Source organism: Constrictibacter sp. MBR-5, assembly GCF_040549485.1.
Classification (GTDB): Bacteria; Pseudomonadota; Alphaproteobacteria; order JAJUGE01; family JAJUGE01; genus Constrictibacter.
Genome location: NZ_JBEPTK010000002.1, coordinates 409,117 through 429,424, shown reverse-complemented (window position 1 = coordinate 429,424; position 20,308 = coordinate 409,117). Strand labels below are relative to the sequence as shown.

19 protein-coding genes are annotated in these 20,308 nt (G+C 68.6%); 9 read left to right on the top strand and 10 right to left on the bottom strand.

Going from position 1 to position 20,308, the window contains the following annotated elements:
- Nucleotides 1-254 precede the first annotated feature (254 nt).
- Nucleotides 255-1,448, bottom strand: a complete 1,194-nt coding sequence (locus tag ABIE65_RS06020) for an acyl-CoA dehydrogenase family protein (RefSeq protein WP_502918510.1) — start codon at nucleotides 1,446-1,448, stop codon at nucleotides 255-257.
- Between the two features lie 138 nt (nucleotides 1,449-1,586).
- On the opposite strand from ABIE65_RS06020, the gene ABIE65_RS06015 reads away from it, so the two are divergent.
- Nucleotides 1,587-2,135, top strand: a complete 549-nt coding sequence (locus tag ABIE65_RS06015; protein ID WP_354076298.1) for a carboxymuconolactone decarboxylase family protein — start codon at nucleotides 1,587-1,589, stop codon at nucleotides 2,133-2,135.
- 24 nt (nucleotides 2,136-2,159) lie between these two features.
- Here ABIE65_RS06015 and ABIE65_RS06010 read toward each other — a convergent pair whose 3' ends face one another.
- Nucleotides 2,160-3,182 carry an aldo/keto reductase gene (locus ABIE65_RS06010; RefSeq protein WP_354076297.1) on the bottom strand — a complete coding sequence of 341 codons (1,023 nt, stop codon included), beginning with the start codon at nucleotides 3,180-3,182 and terminating at the stop codon, nucleotides 2,160-2,162.
- 158 nt (nucleotides 3,183-3,340) lie between these two features.
- Between ABIE65_RS06010 and ABIE65_RS06005 the strand changes: the two genes are divergently transcribed.
- From ABIE65_RS06005 to ABIE65_RS05985, 5 genes are all read left to right on the top strand, one after another.
- Nucleotides 3,341-3,673, top strand: coding sequence for an ArsR/SmtB family transcription factor (locus tag ABIE65_RS06005; protein ID WP_354076295.1), 333 nt, complete (start codon nucleotides 3,341-3,343; stop codon nucleotides 3,671-3,673).
- Between the two features lie 71 nt (nucleotides 3,674-3,744).
- Nucleotides 3,745-4,548 (top strand): SDR family NAD(P)-dependent oxidoreductase, encoded by an 804-nt coding sequence (locus tag ABIE65_RS06000; protein WP_354076294.1) that lies wholly within the window; start codon nucleotides 3,745-3,747, stop codon nucleotides 4,546-4,548.
- A 41-nt stretch (nucleotides 4,549-4,589) separates the two neighbouring features.
- Nucleotides 4,590-5,351, top strand: coding sequence for an SDR family NAD(P)-dependent oxidoreductase (locus tag ABIE65_RS05995; RefSeq protein WP_354076292.1), 762 nt, complete (start codon nucleotides 4,590-4,592; stop codon nucleotides 5,349-5,351).
- A gap of 16 nt (nucleotides 5,352-5,367) precedes the next feature.
- Entirely contained in the window at nucleotides 5,368-7,386 is a 2,019-nt protein-coding gene (locus ABIE65_RS05990; protein WP_354076291.1) for an alpha/beta hydrolase domain-containing protein, read from the top strand.
- Nucleotides 7,387-7,765: 379 nt separating this feature from the next.
- The gene (locus ABIE65_RS05985) at nucleotides 7,766-9,292 is read left to right on the top strand and encodes an ABC transporter substrate-binding protein (protein ID WP_354076290.1); all 1,527 of its coding nucleotides are present in this window, start codon (nucleotides 7,766-7,768) and stop codon (nucleotides 9,290-9,292) included.
- Between the two features lie 63 nt (nucleotides 9,293-9,355).
- Here the strand turns inward: ABIE65_RS05985 and ABIE65_RS05980 are convergent, their stop codons facing one another.
- The 7 genes from ABIE65_RS05980 to ABIE65_RS05950 all read right to left on the bottom strand — a co-directional run bounded on the left by ABIE65_RS05980 (nucleotide 9,356) and on the right by ABIE65_RS05950 (nucleotide 17,004).
- Complete coding sequence (locus ABIE65_RS05980) at nucleotides 9,356-9,844, bottom strand: hypothetical protein (protein WP_354076289.1); 489 nt, start codon at nucleotides 9,842-9,844, stop codon at nucleotides 9,356-9,358.
- Between the two features lie 235 nt (nucleotides 9,845-10,079).
- Nucleotides 10,080-11,822: an IlvD/Edd family dehydratase gene (locus ABIE65_RS05975; protein WP_354076287.1), complete on the bottom strand. Its 1,743-nt coding sequence runs from the start codon at nucleotides 11,820-11,822 to the stop codon at nucleotides 10,080-10,082.
- An 82-nt stretch (nucleotides 11,823-11,904) separates the two neighbouring features.
- Nucleotides 11,905-12,390: a GNAT family N-acetyltransferase gene (locus tag ABIE65_RS05970; protein WP_354076286.1), complete on the bottom strand. Its 486-nt coding sequence runs from the start codon at nucleotides 12,388-12,390 to the stop codon at nucleotides 11,905-11,907.
- 11 nt (nucleotides 12,391-12,401) lie between these two features.
- Nucleotides 12,402-13,424: a C45 family peptidase gene (locus ABIE65_RS05965; protein ID WP_354076284.1), complete on the bottom strand. Its 1,023-nt coding sequence runs from the start codon at nucleotides 13,422-13,424 to the stop codon at nucleotides 12,402-12,404.
- Nucleotides 13,425-13,701: 277 nt separating this feature from the next.
- On the bottom strand, nucleotides 13,702-14,985 hold the full coding sequence (eno, locus tag ABIE65_RS05960; RefSeq protein WP_502918509.1) for a phosphopyruvate hydratase: 1,284 nt from the start codon (nucleotides 14,983-14,985) through the stop codon (nucleotides 13,702-13,704).
- A complete protein-coding gene (locus tag ABIE65_RS05955; protein WP_354076282.1) occupies nucleotides 14,982-16,022 on the bottom strand; it encodes a phosphotransferase in 1,041 nt (346 codons plus the stop codon). Before ABIE65_RS05955 ends, eno begins: the two co-directional genes overlap by 4 nt.
- Nucleotide 16,023: 1 nt before the next feature.
- A complete protein-coding gene (locus tag ABIE65_RS05950) occupies nucleotides 16,024-17,004 on the bottom strand; it encodes a D-2-hydroxyacid dehydrogenase (RefSeq protein ID WP_354076280.1) in 981 nt (326 codons plus the stop codon).
- A 171-nt stretch (nucleotides 17,005-17,175) separates the two neighbouring features.
- Here ABIE65_RS05950 and ABIE65_RS05945 point away from each other — a divergent pair, with 171 nt between their 5' ends.
- The 3 genes from ABIE65_RS05945 to ABIE65_RS05935 all read left to right on the top strand — a co-directional run bounded on the left by ABIE65_RS05945 (nucleotide 17,176) and on the right by ABIE65_RS05935 (nucleotide 19,513).
- Nucleotides 17,176-17,934, top strand: coding sequence for a 2-keto-4-pentenoate hydratase (locus ABIE65_RS05945; RefSeq protein ID WP_354076279.1), 759 nt, complete (start codon nucleotides 17,176-17,178; stop codon nucleotides 17,932-17,934).
- Between the two features lie 93 nt (nucleotides 17,935-18,027).
- Complete coding sequence (locus ABIE65_RS05940) at nucleotides 18,028-18,876, top strand: TauD/TfdA dioxygenase family protein (RefSeq protein ID WP_354076277.1); 849 nt, start codon at nucleotides 18,028-18,030, stop codon at nucleotides 18,874-18,876.
- 142 nt (nucleotides 18,877-19,018) lie between these two features.
- Nucleotides 19,019-19,513 (top strand): cupin domain-containing protein, encoded by a 495-nt coding sequence (locus ABIE65_RS05935; RefSeq protein ID WP_354076275.1) that lies wholly within the window; start codon nucleotides 19,019-19,021, stop codon nucleotides 19,511-19,513.
- Between the two features lie 60 nt (nucleotides 19,514-19,573).
- Here ABIE65_RS05935 and ABIE65_RS05930 read toward each other — a convergent pair whose 3' ends face one another.
- On the bottom strand, nucleotides 19,574-20,215 hold the full coding sequence (locus ABIE65_RS05930; RefSeq protein ID WP_354076273.1) for a TetR-type transcription factor C-terminal domain-containing protein: 642 nt from the start codon (nucleotides 20,213-20,215) through the stop codon (nucleotides 19,574-19,576).
- Nucleotides 20,216-20,308: the final 93 nt, after the last annotated feature.

Below are 20,308 nucleotides of genomic sequence, written 5' to 3'. Positions count from 1 at the left end.
CGCGCGGCCGTCTCAAGACGAGATGGAGGCCCGGAGAGGTCGCAATGATCCCGTTGACATCGGGAGTTTGACCGGAGCGATCGCGCACGCCGCACACGCTCGGCGCGGCCGGGGAGGCGACTGCCGCCCGACCCGCCAATACGGCTTGATTTCAGACTCAGAGGAAACGCGATTTACGCTCTATTTTTAACCTTCAAAATGATATTTGTTTGGGGTAGACTATCGGGTTGCCACCCGCCGTAAGCCGCAGTCGCTCAGTAGGAGCGCGGCATGCCGAGCACGTGCTCGCCGATGAAGCCCAGGATCAGGTTCGACGAGATCGGTGCCGTCCGGTAGAGCCGCGCCTCCCGGAACTTGCGCTCGACGTCGTACTCCTCGGCATAGGCGAAGCCGCCGAACGTCTGCATGCAGACGTCGGCCGCCTTCCAGGCCGCCTCAGCCGCCAGGTACTTCGCCATGTTGGCTTCGGCGCCGCAGGGCAGGTTTTCCTCCGATAGCGTCGCCGCCTTGCGCGCCATCAGCGCGGCAGCCTGGCTGGCGGCGTAGGATTCCGCGATCGGGAACTGGATCGCCTGGTTCTGTCCGATGGGGCGGCCGAAGACGTTGCGCTCGCAGGCGTACTTGCTGGACTTCTCGATGAACCAGCGGCAGTCGCCCAGGCTCTCATGCGCGATCAGGATGCGCTCGGCGTTCATGCCGTCGAGAATGTAGCGGAAGCCCTTCCCCTCCTCGCCGATCAGGCTGGAGGCCGGGATGCGCATGTTGTCGAAGAACACCTCGGTGGTGTTGTGGTTGATCATCGCGCGGATCGGCCGGATCTCCAGGCCGTTGCCCAGCACCTTGCGCATGTCGACCAGGAAGACCGACAGGCCGTCGGTGCGCTTCGCCACTTTGTCCTTCGGCGTCGTGCGGGCGAGCAGCAGCATCAGGTCCGACTGCAGCGCGCGCGAGGTCCACACCTTCTGTCCGTTGACGACGTATTCGTCGCCCTCGCGCACCGCCGTCGTGCGCAGCGACAGCGTGTCGGTGCCGCTGGTCGGCTCGGTCACGCCGAACGCCTGCAGGCGCAGTTCGCCGGTGGCGATCTTCGGCAGGTATTCCCGCTTCTGCTCCTCGGAGCCGTGTCGCAGCACGGTGCCCATCGTGTACATCTGGGCGTGGCATGCCGCACCGTTGCAGCCGGCGGCGTGGATCTCCTCCAGGATGGCGCAGCCCGCCGAGATCGGCAGCCCGGCGCCGCCATACTCTTCCGGGATCAGCACAGCGAGGAAGCCGGACTCGGTCAGCGCGTTGACGAATTCCGTCGGATAGGCGCGCTCCCGATCCTTCTCGCGCCAGTATTCGCCCGGATACTGGGCGCAGAGCTTGCGGACCGACTCGCGGATCTCCGGATAGGTCTCGCCGAGCTGCATGGTGACCGGGCCGGCCGGCGACGCGGAATCTGTCACGGGTTTCACTCCGAAGCATGTGCAGGAACTGTCGCAGGACTTAGCGCCGGCGGCCCCCCATGGCAACCGAGCCGCCATGGACAGGGAGTGGCGGCCGGCGCACGATCCTCTCCGGAAATGCCCCCGCAGGAGAGCCGCATGGCCCGCGTCCGCTACAACGACCCTGAAGACCTGCCCGAAGCCGACCGCGAGATCCTGAAGCGGCGGATCAACCTGCACCGCGCCCTGTCCAACAGCGTCGGCGGGACCCGCGCCTTCTCCGGCCTCGGCCAGTGGATCCGCTTCAAGGCGAAGCTCGACCCGCGGCTGCGCGAGATGGCGATCCTGCAGGTCGGCTGGCTGGCGCGCAGCGACTACGAGTGGAGCCACCACGTCAAGATCGGCAGGGATTTCGGCGTCACCGACGACGACGTCCGCGCGATCATCGCCGAGACGGACGGCAAGGACAGCGGCCTTCCCGCGCTCGACAGGGCGGTGCTGCACGCCGCGCGCGAGATGGCCGAGGGCCCCGGCATGAAGGAGGCGACCTTCGCCGAACTGAAGGCGGAGCTCGGCGAGGAACTGATGGTCGAACTCACCCTGGTGATCGGCTTCTACTGCGCCGTGGTGCGCGTGCTGAACACGCTGGGGATCGACGTCGAGCCCGACTATCAGCCGTATCTCGACGCCTTCCCGTTCCCGAAATAGCGCCGGCGCGCCGACCGCTGCCGTTCAGACCGGCAGCGGGATCCGCATCGGCACCGACTGCTGCTGGTGCCAGTAGGGATAGGCCGGCGTCACCGCGCTCGCCGCGTCGAGGCGGGCGGTCTGCTCCGGCGTCAGCTTCAGGTCGGCCGCCGCGAGATTGTCGCGGAGCTGGTCGGCGTTGCGGGCACCGATGATCAGGCCGGACACCGTCGGCCGTGCCAGGAGCCAGGCGAGCGACACCTGCGGGATCGAGCGACCGGTCTCGGCCGAGACGGCTTCGAGCACGTCGGTGATCGCGAACAGACGGTCCTCCGGGACGTCCCAGCTGGCGTCGGTGGCGGCACGGCTGCCCTCGGGCGGGCGCTTGTTGCGGCCGATCTTGCCGCTCAGCTTGGCGCCGGACAGCGGGCTCCAGACCAGCGTCCCGACGTTCTGGTCGAGGCCGAGCGGCATCAGCTCCCACTCGAAATCGCGCACGGCGAGCGAATAGTAGGCCTGATGGATCGCCGGCTTCGGCAGGCCGTAGCGATCGGCCGCCGCCAGCATCTTCATCAGGTGCCAGCCCGAATAGTTCGAGACGCCGAAATAGCGGACCTTGCCGGAGCGGATCAACACGTCCATCGCCTGCAGCATCTCCTCGACCGGCGTCAGCGCGTCGAAGGCGTGCAGCTGGTAGAGGTCGATGCGGTCGGTGCCGAGCCGCTTCAGACTCGCTTCGGCGCCGCGGACGATCCGGTCGCGCGAGGTGCCGGCATCGTTCGGCCCCTCGCCCATCGGGATGCCGACCTTGGTCGCGATCAGCACGTCGTCGCGGCGCCCCGCGATCGCCTTGCCGAGGATCTCCTCCGACAGGCCGCGCGAATAGACGTCGGCCGTGTCGAACATGTTCGAGCCGGCTTCGAGCGCCACGTCGACGAGCGCCGTGGCCTCCTTCACGTCCGTGTCGCCCCATTTCTTGAAGAACTCGTTCCCGCCGCCGAAAGTGGCGGTGCCGAGGATCAGCGCAGGGATCTTCAGACCCGTGCCGCCGAGTGTGCGGTATTCCATCGTGACATTCCTCTGCAGAAGGTCGCTGCGGACGGTTGCGCCCGGACACCCGGCGAGACTCCTCCCGGCCGCACCATCTCCGCGGCCGGCCTCTTATTCGATAGTTCGGTATTTAACGAACAATAGCAAGCCGAATCTCCGCGTGGTAAAGTGCGGACATGCGCGCCCTCAAGCATCCCCACCTCCGCGACGTCAGCGTCGAGCATGTGCTGCACGCCCTCAGCGACCCCGTCCGGCTGGAAATCGTCCGGCAGATCGCGCGCGAAGGCGAATGCAGCTGCAACGCGATCGACTGCGGCCGCGCCAAGTCGAGCATGTCGCATCACTTCCGGGTCCTGCGCGACAGCGGCGTCATCCGCACGCGCAACGACGGCACCGCCCACATGAACGCACTGCGGCGCGAAGAGTTGGACGCACGGTTCCCCGGCCTGCTGTCCGCCGTCCTGGCCGCCGCCGGTGCCGCGGCGCCGGAGGGATCGCCCGCGGACTGAGCCGCCCCTTGCACCCGTCCCGCCCGCGGACGACCATGCCCGCCGGCGAAGAAAAGACGGACGAGGGACGGATGCGGCTCGAGAACAAGGTGGCGGTGGTCGTCGGCGGCGGGCAGAGCCCCGGCCAGGGCGTTGGCAACGGCCGGGCGGCGGCGATGCTCTACGCGCGCGAGGGCGCCAAGGTGCTGGTCGTCGACCGCGCGATGGCTTCGGCCGACGAGACGGTGCAGGCGATCCGCAACGAGGGCGGCACGGCGGAGCCCTTCCAGGCGGACGTGACGATCGAATCCGACCTGATGGCCATGGTCCAGGACGCGGTGAAGCGCTGGGGCGCCCTGCACGTGCTCCACAACAATGTCGGCGTCAGCATTGCGGGCGGCGACCAGCCGCTGGAGAGCCTGACCCCGGACGTGTTCCTGCGCATCACCCAGATCAACCTGCTCGGCACCATGCTGGCCTGCAAGCATGCGGTGCCGATCATGCGCGAGCAGAGGTCGGGATCTGTCGTCAACATCTCGTCGGTCGCCGCCGTGGGCAACTACCCGCTGGTGGCCTACAAGGCGACGAAGTCGGCGATGATCGCCTTCACCCGCCAGCTGGCGATCGACAACGCACCCTACGGCGTTCGCGCCAATGTCATCCTGCCGGGCCTGATCGACACGCCGATGGCCGTCGATACGCGCGTCCGTGCGACGGGCAAGACGCGCGAACAGATCTCCGCCGAGCGCAGCGCACGCGTGCCCATGGGGCACATGGGCACCGGCTGGGACATCGGCTACGCCTCGCTCTACCTCGCCTCGGACGAGGCGTCGTTCGTGACCGGTGTCGTCTTCCCGGTCGACGGCGGCGCCACGGCGAAGATCAGCGGCGCCTGAAAGCATCAGTGACTGCCGAACCAAGGACGGGAGAACGGACGATGGATCTGGGACTGAAGGGCAAGAAGGCGATCGTCACCGGCGGCACGCGCGGCATCGGCCGCGCCATCGCCGAGCAGTTCGCCGACGAAGGCGCCGACGTCGCCTTCTGCGCGCGCAACCCCGAGCAGGTCGCGGCGACCGCGAAGGCTCTGGAGGCGAAGGGCGTGAAGGCCTACGGCACGGCGATCGACGTCGCCGACGTGCAGGCCTACATGGACTGGATCAAGGCGGCGGCCGGCCAGCTCGGCGGGCTCGACGCCTTCGTCTCCAACGTCAGCGCGATGAACAGCGCGCGCACCGTCGAGGGCTGGAAGGCCGGGTTCGACCTCGACATCCTCAGCACCGCGATGGGCATCGAGACGGCCGTTCCGCTGCTGGAGGCCTCGGGCCAGGGGTCGATCGTCTTCATCGCGTCCACCGCCGGCGTCGAGACCGCGCAGGGTCCCCGCCCCTACGGCGCGGTGAAGGCGGCGATCATCAACTTCGTCAGCGGCCTCGCCAACGAGGTGGCGCCGAAGGGCATCCGCGCGAACACCGTTTCGCCTGGCACGATCTATTTCGACGACGGCGTCTGGGGCCGGCGCAAGCGCGAGGACACCGCCCTCTACGAGAAGATGCTGGCCGCCAACCCGATGGGCCGGATGGGGTCGCCGCAGGAGGTCGCGAACGCCGTCGTCTTCCTGTGCAGCCCGCGCGCCGGCTTCGTCAGCGGCGCCAACCTGGTCGTCGACGGCGCGATGACGCGCCGGGTGCAGTTCTAGGAGACAGAGGCGGACGATGACCAACCGGATCGAACTGCGCATCGCCGAACGCGCCCCCTTCGCCGACGGTATGGCGTTCGGCGACGTCGGACCCTACGAACGGCTGTGGGGCCGCGCGCATTTCGCGGTCGATCCGGAGGCGCCGGCGCAGGCCGGCATCGTCGACATCGGCAAGGCGCCGCGCAATGCCGACGGGCTGGTCGAGTTCGCCTCGGACCTGCTGATCCTGAAGCCCGTCGACCCGGCGCGCGGCAACCGGCGGGTCTTCTTCGACTGGGGCAACCGCGGCAACAATCGGGCGGTCCAGTTCTTCTGCGACGCGCCGGCGTCGAACGAGATCCGCACGGCCGCGCATGCCGGCAACGGCTTCTTCTTCCGCCGCGGCTATACCGTCGTCCACGCCGCATGGCAGGGCGACCTGCTGCCCGGCAGCGGCCGGATGATCCTCGACCTGCCTGTGGCGCGGGAAGCCGACGGACCGGTCACGGGGCAGGTCCGCACGGAGTTCATCGCCAACGGCCCCGGCGTGAAGAGCATGCCGCTGAGCGGGCGCGTTTCGACACGCAGCCACCCGACCGTGTCGCTGGACACGCGCGAGGCGCTGCTGACGCGCCGGCGCTACCCTTACGACAAGCCCGAGCGCCTGCCGTCCGACGCTTGGGCCTTCGCGCGCGTCGAGAGCGGCGTGGGCCTCGACATGCAGGGCGCCGAACAGGCGCTGATCCCGTCGGACACCCACCTCTACATCAAGGACGGGTTCGAGCCGGGCTGGATCTACGAGATCGTCTATATCGGCCGCGAACCGCTGGTCATGGGGCTGGGCCACGTCGTGGTGCGAGATCTGGTCAGCTTCCTGAAGTATCGCGGCGAGGACGACGCGGGACAGGCCAACCCCGTCGGCACGATCGAGAAGGCCTATGGCTGGGGCCGCTCCCAGACCGGACGCGCCATCCGCGACTTTACCTATCTGGGCTTCAACGCCGACGCCCAGGGACGGCGCGTGCTGGACGGCGTGCTGCCGCACGTTTCGGGCGCCGGGCGGATGTGGCTCAACCATCGTTTCGCCAACGGCGTGAACCCGGCCGGCCAGCAGTACGAGGACCATTTCAACTGCGCCGACCGCTTCCCCTTCTCCTACGCGAAGACGACGGACCACCTGACCGGCAGAACGGACGCGATCCTGAAGCGGCCGGCGACCGACCCGCTCGTCATCCACACCCAGACGGCGACCGAATACTGGCAGCGGCGCGGTTCGCTGGTGCACACCGACACGCGCGGCAATGATCTGCCCCAGCCCGAGGGGGTGCGCGTCTTCCTGTGGGCGAGTTCGCAACACTTCGCCGACCCGAATTCGAAGCCGCCGGCCCGCGGCGTCTGCCAGAACCTCAACAACACCGTCTCCACGTCGATGTTCTTCCGCGCGATGCTGGACGCGATGGACCGGTGGGCGACCGACGGCACGGCCCCGCCGGCCAGCCGGGTGCCGCTGCGCGCCGACGGCACGCTGGTGGATGCCGAGACCTGGCGCAGCCGGTTTCCCGACATCCCGGGCGTGGCGAAGCCGACCGAACCGGCCCGCCTGCCGCTGATGGATTTCGGCCCGGATTTCGAGCAGGGCATCCTGCGCGAGCCGCCGCAGATGGTGTCGCGCGACGGCTATCCCGTGATGGTGCCGGCGGTCGACGCGGACGGGAACGACATCCCCGGCGTGCGTGCGCCGATGGTGCAGGCACCGCTCGGCACCTACACCGGCTGGAACCTGCGCGCCCGCGGCCTCGGGCACGGCGCGATGCAAGAGTTCACGGGCAGCTACATCCCCTTCCCCGACACCGACGGCGAACAGGCGGTGACGGGCGACCCCCGTGCGTCGGTGATCGGCCGATACGGCGATGCCGCCGGCTACATCGCGGCCATCGTCAAAGCTGCCCGGCGGCTGGTGGCCGACGGGTTGATGCTCGAGGAGGATCTGCCGCGGGTCGAGGCGGCGGCGCGCAACTGGGGCCGGCCGCGGCACGAGCTTTCGCTGAAGGGCTGATCGGCGGCGGATCCGCGTCCCCGCCCACCTGCTCGGCCCCGCGCGGCAGCGCGCCATTTGTCCAGACGTATCGAAGTCATGCGTTCGGCATGAGCAGTCGCGCCGTGACGACCGCGGCTCGCGGCTGGATTGCGGCGAGAATTTGGCGTTGACCGTCGCAGTCGTGACCGTCAACATGATCGGCGAGCGGCAATACTCGTCCTTAAGCGAGAAGGTCCGCCAATATCGAGGGTTTGATCACCGCCGCGCGTTGCGCCTGTGCGGGTGAATCACCTCGAAAGCAAGAATCCGTGGGAGGATAAGCTTCATGACAAGAGGTACCAGATACTTGGCCTTTGTCGGATCGACATTGGCCATAGCCTGCCTCGCGCAGCCCGCGATGGCACAGAAGGCCGGGGGGATCTTCAAGATCTACCACCGTGACTCGCCGCCCTCGATGTCGATCCACGAGGAGGCAACGAACTCCACCGTCATCCCGATCATGAGCGTCATGAACAACCTGGTCATCTTCGACCAGTCGAAGCCGGTGAACAGCCTCGACACGATCGTGCCCGACCTGGGCAAGAGCTGGTCGTGGAGCGAGGACGGAACGAAGCTGACGTTCAAGCTGCGCGAAGGGGTGAAGTGGCACGACGGCAAGCCCTTCACGTCCGCCGACGTGAAATGCACCTGGGACATGCTGCAGGGGAAGAGCGAGCAGAAGTTCCGCAAGAATCCGCGCCGCGTCTGGTACCACAACCTGAACGAGGTCACGACGAACGGCGACTACGAGGTGACCTTCAACCTGGGCCGGCGGCAGCCCGCATTCCTCGCGCTCTTGGCTTCGGGATATTCGCCGGTCTACCCGTGCCACGTCACCCCGGCGGAGATGCGGACGAAGCCGATCGGCACCGGCCCGTTCAAGTTCTCCCAGTTCAGGCAGAACGAATACATCAAGCTGACGAAGAACGAGGACTATTGGGAAAAGGGAAAGCCCTACCTCGACGGGATCGAGTTCAACATCATCCGGAACCGATCGACGCGGATGCTGGCCTTCATCGCCGGCGACTTCGACATGACATATCCGGTCGACATCTCCATTCCGATGCTGAAAGACGTCAAGGCGCAGGCGCCGAACGCGATCTGCGAGCTGCGGTCGACCAACGTCAATCGCAACCTGATCGTGAACCGCGAGCAGGCGCCGTTCGACGACGAGCGGGTCCGGCGCGCGATGATGCTGGCGCTCGACCGCCAGGCGTTCGTCGACATCCTGAGCGAAGGCCAGGACGACATCGGCGGAATCATGCTGCCGCCGCCCGACGGGGTCTGGGGCATGCCCGAGAACGTCCTCAAGACGGTGGTCGGCTATGGTCCGGAGATCGAGAAGAACCGGGAGGAAGCGCGCAAGCTGATGAAGGAGGCCGGGTACGGTCCCGACAAGCGGCTGCCGGTGAAGGTCTCGACGCGCAATATCGCGATCTATCGCGATCCGGCCGTCATCCTGATCGACCAGCTCAGTGACATCTTCATCGACGGCGAACTGGAGGTGGTCGAAACCAGCCTCTGGCATGCCAAGGTCGCGCGGAAGGACTATGCCGTCGGCATGAACCTGACCGGCATCGGCGTCGACGACCCCGACGTCACCTTCTACGAAAACTTCGCCTGCGAGTCCGAGCGGAACTACACGAAATACTGCAACCCGGAGCTCGAGAAGAAATTCGACGAGCAGTCGATGGAATCCGACGTCGAGAAGCGCAAGCAGCTCGTCTGGGAGATCGACAAGAAGCTGCAGGAAGATGCGGCACGACCGGTCATCTTCCACGCCAAGGCGGCCACCTGCTGGCAGCCCTACGTCAAGAATCTGACCACGATGGCGAACAGCTCGTACAATGGCTATCGCTACGAGAACGTGTGGCTCGACAAGTAGAAGAGTTGTGGAGGGCGCGGAGCACCTTGGTGCTTCGCGCCTTTCGCGCGTCCGGCGCCGGGATCAGCCGAGAGCGGCGTTCAGCGGCAATACCGCATCGACCTTGAAGACGGCGATCCTGCGCGAGGGATCGCTCGCATCGGCCTCGCCTCCGCGCGGCACCACGTAGCCGTTCTGCAGATCGACGGACACGGCGACTCGTTGCACGCTCGAAACGAAGGTCTGAGAAACCGGGTCCCAGCGGACCACCGCCTCCTCGACGACCAGGGACGCGCGAGCGGCCAGATCCGGCAGACGCTCGGACAGGCTGGCGAGTTGGTCCCGAATATCGGGCTTCGCGGCGGCTTCGCCCACGGCCGCGGCGAGAATGCCCGCAGCGTCCGCAGCCTCGCCCATCGGCATGCCGCGCTGGACGAGCATCTTCTCGACCTCCTCGCGAAAGTCCCGCAGGCGATCCTCGAGAGCGCCGAGCGAGGCCGTCCGGTCTGCGGACGTGTCCTCGGCATTGCTCATGCTGTTCACGCGGGCTTCGGCGGAGAGGCGCAGCGCCACGGGGTCGCCGAACCCGATACGATTCGCTTGGCTCTGGTCGATACTGCGCGCCGGCCACGCTGGCGCCGCCTGCTGCTGGCTCTCCAGTGAGACCAAGCCGGCCGGTGTCGCTGCCGTGATCGACATCTCGCTGCTCCCGTCGGATGGGCACACGCCGCATGCGCCCGCCGGGCAACCGCCCGGACCTGGCTACGCCAGACGATCCGATCGTGCACCCGCGGAGGTTTACGACCCGTTAACGCGTCCGTGATCCTGCCGGGACGGAGGCGACCACCGGGCGCTTGGTAAGGAAGTCGAAATCGCAGCCGTCCTCGGCCTGGTTGACCTGGTCGAGGTAGAGCTTCAGGTAGCCGCGCTCCGATCCCTCGTGATGCGGCGGCGCCCAGCCCTTGCGCCGCTCCGCCAGTTCGCTGTCGGCGACGAGCAGCTCCAGGCTGCGGTTCGGCACGTCGAGCCGGATGCGGTCGCCGCTGCGCACGAAGGCGAGCGGCCCGCCGGCCGCCGCCTCCGGCGAGATGTGCAGCACGATGGTGCCGAAGGCAGTACCGCTCATCCGCGCATCGGACATGCGCACCATGTCCTTCACGCCTTGCGCCGCCAGCTTCTTCGGGATCGGGATATAGCCGGACTCCGGCATGCCGGGCGCGCCCTTCGGCCCCGAGTTGCGCAGGACGAGAATGTCATCGGCGCGCACGTCGAGATCCGGATCGTCCAGCCGGTTCGCCATGTCCTCCAGCGAATCGAACACGACCGCCCTGCCCTCGTGCACCAGCAGTTCCTGCTTCGCCGCCGACTGCTTAACGATTGCGCCCTCCGGCGCCAGGTTGCCGCGCAGCACCGCGATGCCGCCCTTCGGATAGATCGGGTCGTGCAGCGGGCGCACGACCGTCTGGCCCCAGTCGGCGGGCGCGGCGTCGATGTCCTCGCCGAGGGTCTTTCCGCTGACGGTCAGTTCGCCGAGGTTCAGCAGCGGCTTCAGCGCGCGCAGGATCGGCGCGGCACCGCCGGCCTTGAACAGGTCTTCCATATAGTGCTGACCGGTCGGCTTCAGGTCGACGACCACGGGCGTCTCCTCGCCCAGCCGGTCGAAGGCATCCAGGTCGATCTTGATGCCGAGGCGGCCGGCGACGGCGGCGATGTGGACGATGCCGTTGGTCGAACCGCCGATGGCGAGCAGCATGCGCAGCGCATTCTCGAACGCCGCCGGCGTCATAATCTTGTCGGGCGTCACATTGTCTTTCGCCAATGCCACGGCCCGCGCGCCGCTCGCCTCGGCATGGCGCAGTCGGTCGGCGTGGACGGCCGGGATCGAGGCGCCACCCGGCAGCATCATGCCGAGCGCCTCGGTCATCAGCGCCATGGTGCTGGCGGTGCCCATGACCATGCAGGTGCCCGCGGTCGGCATCAGCCGGCCGCCGATCACGTCGATCTCGTCGGCGCCGATCTCGCCGCTACGGTGCATGCCCCAGAGGCGGCGGCAGTCGGTACAGGCCCCCAGCCGCTCGCCCTTGTAGTCGCCGGTCATCATCGGCCCGGTGACGACCATGATCGCCGGCTTGCCGGCGCTCGCCGCACCCATGAGCTGCGCCGGCACGGTCTTGTCGCAGCCGCCGATCAGGACGACCGCGTCCATCGGCTGGGCGCGGACCATCTCCTCGGTGTCCATCGCCATCAGGTTGCGCAGGAACATCGAGGTCGGATGGCTGAACGCCTCGTGCACCGAGACCGTCGGGAAGCGGACCGGCAGCCCGCCGGCCAGCAGGACGCCACGCTCGATGGCGTGGATCAGGTCGGGCACGGTGCGATGGCAGGCGTTGTAGCCGCTGAACGTGTCGGTGATGCCGACGATCGGCCGCTCCAGGGCGTCGTCGGAGTAACCCATCCCCTTGATCATCGCCTTGCGCAGGAAGAGCGAGAACCCGGCGTCGCCATAGTTGGCGAGGCCTGCCCTCATTCCGGTCTTCCCGTCTTCCGCCATCGCTGCCTCCCTGGTTGCGGGGCGGATTGTGAGGCCCATGGCCGCCGGTCGCAACCACCGACGCCGGAGCGACGCAGGCGGCCTAACGCTGGCGGCGATACTCCATCATGTCGGAGAGCCAGCGGTTCAGGCAGATGAAGCCGTTGTTCTCCAGCACCGAACGGGAAGCGGCGTTCTCGGGGTGCACGGCCGCGTGGATCGGCTCGCGCGTGCGCTCGTCGAGAAAGGCGAGCAGCGCCTCCAGCGTCTCGGTCGCGTAGCCGTGGCCCCAATAGGGTCGGCCGAACCAGTAGCCGACCTGGAGCAGCATGTTCGATCGGCGGTTCAGCTGGATCGCGCCGATGATCTCGCCCCGGTCGATCAGTTCCACCGCATGCCGGATATAGCATTCCGGATTGCCCGTGATCTCGCGGATCCATGCGTCGGCGTCGAACGGATGGTCGATCTCCGGAATGTAGCGGAAGACCAGCGGGTCGCTGCCGAGGGCCGCGAAGACCCGCGCGTCGCGGCGCTCGATCGGCCGGAGGCGAAGGCGGTCGCTTACGATGGCTTCCAGCAGCTGCGTCACGGGGCGGGCGCTCAGGCGACGAATTGCGTGGGCACCGTGACGGCGCCACCCGCCTCGAAGCCCTGGACGACGAGATGGCCCGCGCCCGGATTGGCCACGGCCGCCAGTCGGGTCGCGTGATTGAGCACGGGCTCCACCAACCATTCCATTTCGACCGCAGTTTCCATGCGGGCGCGCAGGCTGTCCAGCCGCTGCGGACTGGTGGCGGTGCGCATGCGCCCGTACTGGCCGGGCGTCAGCCAATGGTTCGCCGCGCAGACCGGCGCCTCGAAGGTGAAGGCGCGTGTCTCCATGCGCTCGATCAGGCATCCCTCGGTCGGCGCGAGGCCGGCGACGGTGAAGAAGACCGGTATGCAGACCGCCGCGTCGCTCAGCATGCGCTTCGCTTCGGCATAGTCGGCTGCCTCCTCGCACACCTTGCGCAGGAGATGCGCCGGGGGAAGCCCGTTGCTGCGTGCGACCTTCCGGCGGCTGATGAACCAGTCGACGACGCGCGGCACGCCGAATGGTCCGATCTTGGTCAGGCGCGCCGGCGGCTGGTTGATCGACACGGCGAAGCGTCCGGGGGCCATGATCGTGAGAGACCCGACGAAGCCGGGCCAGGTCGCGCTGAGCCACGATCCGTGCGGCCCCTCGTGGCGCACGACCACGAGATTCTCGCCGAGCCCCGGCAGAGGCCAGTCGAGCGTGCGCAGAAGCCGCGCGCCGCCCCGCTCCGGGTCCGGACCGACGGCGGCAGTGCAGTTCCATTCGAAGCTGAGGTTGAGCATGAACGCGCCGGGGCGTCCGATGCGCGCCGCGATCGCATCGATCTCGGCCACGTATGGGTTGCCGGCCCGGATCAGCCAGCCGCGCGAGCGCCTGTCGGCCATCCGCATGGCGGCGAGGCCATATTTCCGCTCCCCCCATTCGAGAAGGCGGATGGCCCGGTCCGGCGCGGCATCGAAAACTGCGGGCGCACCGCCGGCCCCAGCATCGATGAAGGGCACGTCGGGCATGGCGAATGCGGTCGCCCCGGGCAGTGCGTCGTCCATGCCTTTCCCCGAGACCCCTTCCCCGAGACCGGTCGACCGCTAGTTCGAGGCGGTCATCACGGCCGCCGCCGGCGCGGCACCGACCTGCTTCGCTGGCGCCGCCGCACGGGCGGTCCCAATGATCATCGCCGAGAACCTATGCGAGAATATCACAGCGGGTCGGTCGCGAATCGACAAAGACACTGCCCTCGAACCCGAGGCGGCGGCACCTGTGCCATTATTGCCAGCACGGATCCGACACAGAAACCGCCCGCGCCGCTGCTCCCGGCGAACCGGGTCAGCGGCGCGGGTAAGGCGACCAGCCGGCGAACCGGGCCCGGTCGCCGAGCGCCTCCTCGATGCGTAGCGCCTCGTTCCACTTCGCCATGCGTTCGGACCGGGTGAACGAGCCGACCTTGAACTGCGGCACGTCCCAGCCGACGGCGAGGTGGATGATCGTCGTGTCCTCGGTCTCGCCGGAGCGTGCGGACACGATGCCGCCATAGCCGGCCGCCTTGGCGGCGTCCCAGGCGGCAAGGGTCTCGGTGATGGTCCCGCGCTGGTTCGGCTTCAGCAGGACGGCGTTCGCGGCACCGTCCGCCGCAGTACGCTGCACGCGCGCCGCGTCGGTAACCAGGAAATCGTCGCCGACGACCTGGATCCGGTCGCCGAAGCGCGCCGTGAAGGCCGCGAAGCCTTCGGCATCGTCCTCTGCCAGCGGATCCTCGACCGAGACGATCGGATAGCGGTCGAGCCAGCCGCCGAGGAGGTCAATCATCCCGCCGCTGTCCAGAACGCGGCTCTCCAGCCCCAGCGTGTAGCGGCCGTCCTTTCCGAACTCCGACGCGGCCACGTCGAGCGCGATCGCCACCTGCTCCATCGGCCGATAGCCGGCGCGTTCGATCGCGCGCAGCAGGGTCTCGATCGCCTCCTCGTTCGACTGGAAGGCGGGCCACCAGCCGCCTTCGTCGGCGACCCCCTGCAGCCGCCCGCTCTCCGCCATCAGGCGCCCGGCGTGCCGGTAGACCTCGGCCGTCCAGTCGAGCGCCTGGGCGAAGCTCTCCGCACCGGGGCAGACGAGCAGGAAGTCCTGCACGTCGACGCGGCGGCCGGCATGGGCGCCGCCGCCGAAGATCTGGATCTCCGGCAGTGGCATGAGGCACGCCGCGTCGCCGCCGATGTAGCGCCAGAGCGGCACCCGCGCCGCCGCCGCGGCGGCCTGCAGGATCGCCATCGACGCGGCGATGATCGCGTTGCCGCCGAGGCGCGACTTGGCGGGCGTGCCGTCGAGCGCGACGAGCGCCGCGTCGGCACCGGCCTGGTCGCGCACGTCGCGGCCGCGCAGGGCTGCCGCGATCTCGCCGTTCACGCTGGCGACGGCGCGCCGCACGTCGTAGCCGCCGAACGCCTCGCCGCCGTCGCGCAGGTCGAGCGCCTCGCCGGACCCGGTCGAGGCACCGGCCGGCGCGATGGCGCGGCCCACCGCCCCGCCCTCCAGCACGACCTCCGCCTCGACCGTAGGCCGTCCGCGCGAATCCCAGACCCGCCTTCCGACGACGGAAACGATCGTGTCTTCACTCAAAGCGTCCATCCTTCCCGCGTCAGCATGTCGGACCAGGCGGCACGCACCGCGCCCAGCCGGCCCACAGGGGCGCCGAGGAGCGCGCGGGCTACGCCGCGCACGCGGTCCCTGTCGGCCTCGGCGGTGAGATACTCGACCGGCGACTTCCCGTCCACGCGTGCCAGGAGCAGACCCGGCAACAGGCGGGCGGCGCGACGCTCGAGTTCGGCCGGTGCTTCCCAGGCGACGCCGCCGAGATAAAGCGTGGCGAGGGTGTCGAAGCAGGCGAGGAAGCCGGAAGCGGCGGCCGGCGTCCACAGGCATTTCAGCAGCAGGTGGTTGAGGCAGAAAGCGAGGTCGAAAGCGGGGTCACCGTACCAGGCGCATTCGGCGTCGAGGATCACCGGTCCGTCCGGGCCGACCAGGATGTTCTTTGGGCTGACGTCGCCATGCACCAGGACGCGACGGGTCGCCGCAGTCTCCGCCGCCACCGCCTGCAGCACGTCGGCCCTGTCGGGATGGGCACGCGCGGTGGCGAGCAGATAGGGCTCGAGCCGGATGGCATGGAAGATGGCATCGGTCGGGAAGCGCGCCGCGATCATCGGATCGTCGGCGGTGGCGGCGTGGATCCGCACCAGGCGGTCCGCCACCATCGCCGCGAAGACCGGATCGGCACGGCCGGCGTGCAGTTCCGCCTTCCAGACCGGGTGACCGGCCGGATCGAGAAACGCCATGACGAGCGAACCGCTTTCCTCGTCCTGGCCGAACAGTGTCGGCACCGATCCCGGAGCGGCCGCCCCCGCGACGCGAAAATAGTCCGCCTCGAAGGCGTTGCGCTCGACCGGCGCGTTCCATTCGGCGGCGACCTTCAGGCGCGACAGCGCGCGCTTGATGCAGACCGGACCGGTGGGAAGGTCGACACGCCAGATATCCGACGACACGCCGCCGGTCAGCGGGACGAAGGGGACCCGGGCATCGGACTGCAGCAGGCCGAGGCGGATCAGGGCACGGCGCAGATCCTCCGGCGCCTCCTGCGCCGATCGGGCGAGCGACGTCACGTCACCCACCGGCGGCGACGCCCGCCACGTCGTTGACCGGACGGCCGCGCAGGAAGGCTTCGATATTGGCCGTGGTCTGGTCGGCGACGATCTGCGCCGCCTCCTGGCTGGCCCAGGCGACGTGCGGCGTCAGGATGAAGTTCGGCCGGTCGACGAGACCGAGTAGCGGGTAGTCGGGCGGCGGCGGCTCGGGCGACGCAACATCGAAGCCGGCACCGGCGATCAGGCCCTCGTCGAGAGCGCGGATCAGGTCGGCCTCGTTCACCAGCCCGCCGCGCGCGGTGTTGACCAGGACCGGCCGGCGCCGCATGGCGCGGAACTCGGGCATCGCGATCAGGTCGCGTGTCGCCGCAGTCAATGGGCAATGCAGGGTGATCACGTCGGCGGTCGCCAGCATCTCCTCGAACGGCGTGCGGTCCGCGCCGGGCGACGGATCGCCCTTCCGCCCCGCGAACATGACGCGCATACCGAACGCCTCGGCCATGCGCGCCACGGACCGGCCGATCGTCCCGGCGCCGACGATGCCGATATTGCTGCCGTGCAGGTCGCGGACGGGATGCGTGAAGAGGCAGAACTGCGACGCCTTCTGCCACTGGCCGGCGCGCACGTCGTCGACGAAGCCGATCAGGCTGCGCCGCAGCGCCAGGATCAGCGCCATCGTGTGTTCCGGTACCGTGTGTGCCGCATAGCCGCGGACATTAGAGACGGTGATGCCGCGGGCGCGGCAGGTCTCGAGGTCGACGCAGTCGGTGCCCGTGGCGGAGACGGCGATCATGCGCAGGTCCGGCAGCCGATCGAGCGTCGCCCGGCGCATCGGAACCTTGTTCACCACGGCGACCTGCGCGCCCGCGAGGCGCTCGGCCAAGTCGCACTCGTGCGAACTCTCGTACTCGACCCAGTCGTGCGGCGGTTCGGGACGACGGAGGGAGATCGGCGCCGGCAGGGATCCGCCTTCGAGCACGACGATGCGGGGGTGTCCCATGGGGCCCTCCTGCGGCTTTATCATTTCTTACCCGGCAGCATCCAACCGGCCCACTGACATGTCAACGAAAGCCGGCGGGAGACGTGTCATACGCCCGGCATCGCTGGAGGATGAGGCGCGGCGGTGTAAGATCGAAGCGTAATGACACGTCTGCGTTGGGAGTCGTCTGGAATGCGTGCGGATCTTGTGGAGACGCTGGCGGAACTGCTGCTGAAGGCGCGGCGCGAGCGGCAGCCGCTCGACATCCCCGCGGGCATGGCCGAACCCAGCCTGGAAGAAGCCTACGCCGTCCAGGACAAGGTCGTGGCGGCGCTGGGCGGCAACGGCGGCTGGAAGGTCGGCGCCGCGTCGCCCACCGCCGAGCCCCGCTGCGCACCGCTGCCGGCAGGCCTGATCTTCCGCGGCCCGGCACGACTGCCCGCGTCGGAGTACGGACGCCTGGGCATAGAGGCGGAGGTCGCCTTCCGCGTGACCACCGACCTGCCGCCGCGCGAGAAGCCCTACAGCCGCAGCGAGGTCATGGCGGCGGTCGGCGCGGTCTGCGCCGCGATCGAGGTGGTCGACAGCCGCTGGCGCGCCTGGCCGCAGGTGGCGCCGGGCTGGGCGGTCGCCGACCTGTCGGCGAACGGCGCCCTGATCCACGGGACCGGCCTCAGCGCATGGCACGAGATCGACCTGTCGATCCAGCCGATCAGACTGGAGATCGAGGGCCAGCCGGCGGCGGACGCCATCGGCGGCAACGCGGCGGGCGATCCGGTACGCCTGATGGTCTGGCTCGCCAATCACGCCTCGAAGCGGGGCGCCGGCCTGAAGGTCGGGGACGTGGTGACGACGGGGTCCTGCACCGGCATGAGCTTCGCCGACGCCGGCAGCCACATCCGCGTCGCGCTGCGCGGCATCGGCGAGGTCGAGGTGCGGCTGGAGCGGTAGGGCCCTTCTTGCCGCTCCTGGCCGCCGGCACGATACTCCACCAAATGACCGGACAACAGGTGCGGCCCGTCCGCACCCGGCAAGGAGGGAAGGATGCGCAACAGCCTCGAGGTGCGGCCGCTGACGGGGTCGATCGGCGCCGAGATCCACGGCGTCGACATCGCCGACGATCTGGACGACGGCACGATTGGCGCGATCCGCCAGGCACTGCTCGATCACTGCGTCGTCTTCTTCCGCGACCAGAATCTGGAGCCGGAGCGGCACAAGGCGTTCGCCAGGCGCTTCGGCCCGATCTTCGTCCACCCTTTCCTGCGGTCGAAAAGCACCGACCCGGAAATCGTCGAGATCACGCGCGAGCCCGGCGATACGCGCATCGTCGGCGAGGACTGGCACGCCGACACCACGATGATGCCGGAGCCGCCGATGGGCGCCATCCTCTATGGCGTCGAAGTTCCGCCCTATGGCGGCGACACGCTCTTCGCCAACCAGTATCTCGCCTACGAGACGTTGTCGGACGGCATGAAGCGCATGCTGGAAGGCATGCGGGCGCTGCACAGCGACCGGCTGGTGACCGGCCCCGCCGCGGCAGCGAAGATCAACGCCGGTCGCTCGACCAAGACCCGCGACGACAGCGAGTGGCGCGAGACGATCACCGCACATCCCGTCGTGCGGACGCACCCGGAGACCGGCCGAAAGCTGCTCTTCGTCAACCGCTCCTACACGGTCGGCTTCGAGGACATGACCGAAGCCGAGAGCCGGCCGCTGCTCGACTTCCTGATGGAGCACGGCAACCAGCCGGAGATGACCTGCCGCTTCCGCTGGCGCCAGGGCTCGGTCGCCTTCTGGGACAACCGCGCGTGCAAGCACCTCGCGATCAACGACGCCGGTCAGTACCGCCGCGTCATGCGCCGCGTCCAGGTCGCGGGTGACGCGCCACGCTGAGGCACGCCACGCTGATATCGGCCACGGTTAGATAGGCCACGCCGACGCGGCACGTCTTCGCACCCGCAGCAATCGGCCTTGACAGCACGGGCTTTCGCGGCGACCTCTCGGCCCTCACGTTACGGATCGACAGGAGCCTGCGATGCCCCACGATGGGCACGAGCATAGTCACGCACCCGAGGACGGCTGGAAGCACAGCGGCGTACGAGTCATTCCCGCCGACAGCCTGGACACGAACACGGCCAGCACGCCGGGCATGAATCGGGCCGCCGCGATCAATCTGGCCCGCGTCGGCGCCCAGAAGATCTGGGCCGGCACCGTCCACATCCACGCCAACGCCAAGACCGGCGCGCACCATCACGGCCCGCTGGAGAGCGTGATCTACGTGATCCGCGGCAAGGCGCGGATGCGCTGGGGCGAGAAGCTGGAATATGTGGCCGAAGCGGGTCCCGGCGACTTCATCTACGTGCCGCCCTACGTTCCGCACCAGGAGATCAACGCCTCCTCCGACGAGACGCTGGAATGCGTCCTGGTGCGCAGCGACAATGAAGCTGTCGTCGTCAATCTGGACATCGAGCCGGTCGAGAAGCCGGAGAACGTCGCGTGGGTCGACCCGATCCACAAGGGCAACGCCTGACGTCACCCGCAGTCCCCGGATCCGGCGAACGCGCCGGTCCGGGAACCGCGCCCCCATGAGCTATCGCACGAGCGCCCGCACCACGAACTCCGCGAGCTCCACGGCAATGCGGTTGCGATCCTCCGGCGTCTCCCCGGGCCGCGGCTGATACCACCGCGACGTCCAGTTCAGCGCGCCGAGCACAGGCTTCGCGAGCAGGCGCGCATCGACCGTCCGAAACAGGCCCGCGGCCGCCCCCTCCTCGATCACCCCCACATAGAACCGCTCGTTGGCGTCGCGCAGGGCCGCGATCTCCCGCAGGCCGGCCCGCTCGCCCTCCGTCGTCCGGCCGAGCAGGTGCAGCTCCAGCCCCTGGGCGGCGACGCGCAGATAGGGAAGCTGTTCCATCATCAGCAGCGCGTGCGCGTGCGCCATCCGGCGCAGCCGCTCCAGCGGCCCGCCCGCGCCCGTCGCGGCCGGCTCCAGCGCGTCGCGCGTCAGTTCCATGGCGCGGCGGTGGACGGCGAAGAACAGGTCCGACTTGCTGCGATAATAGTAGTAGACCGCGCCCTTGGTCGCGCCGAGGCGATCGGCGACCCGGTCGAGCGTGGTCGCCGCAAAGCCCTGGTCCATGAAGGCGTGCGCGGCGGCATCCAGGATCTCCGCCTGCCTGACGGCGAGATCCGCTTCGTCCTGTCTCGGCCGACCGACGGCTCTTCCCATCCGATGCCCCCTCTCCGGCGCTCGCTTGACGATAAAAATACTGATCAGTAGCTTAATTATCAAACCAGCAATGCCGGCGCACCGCCGGAGACG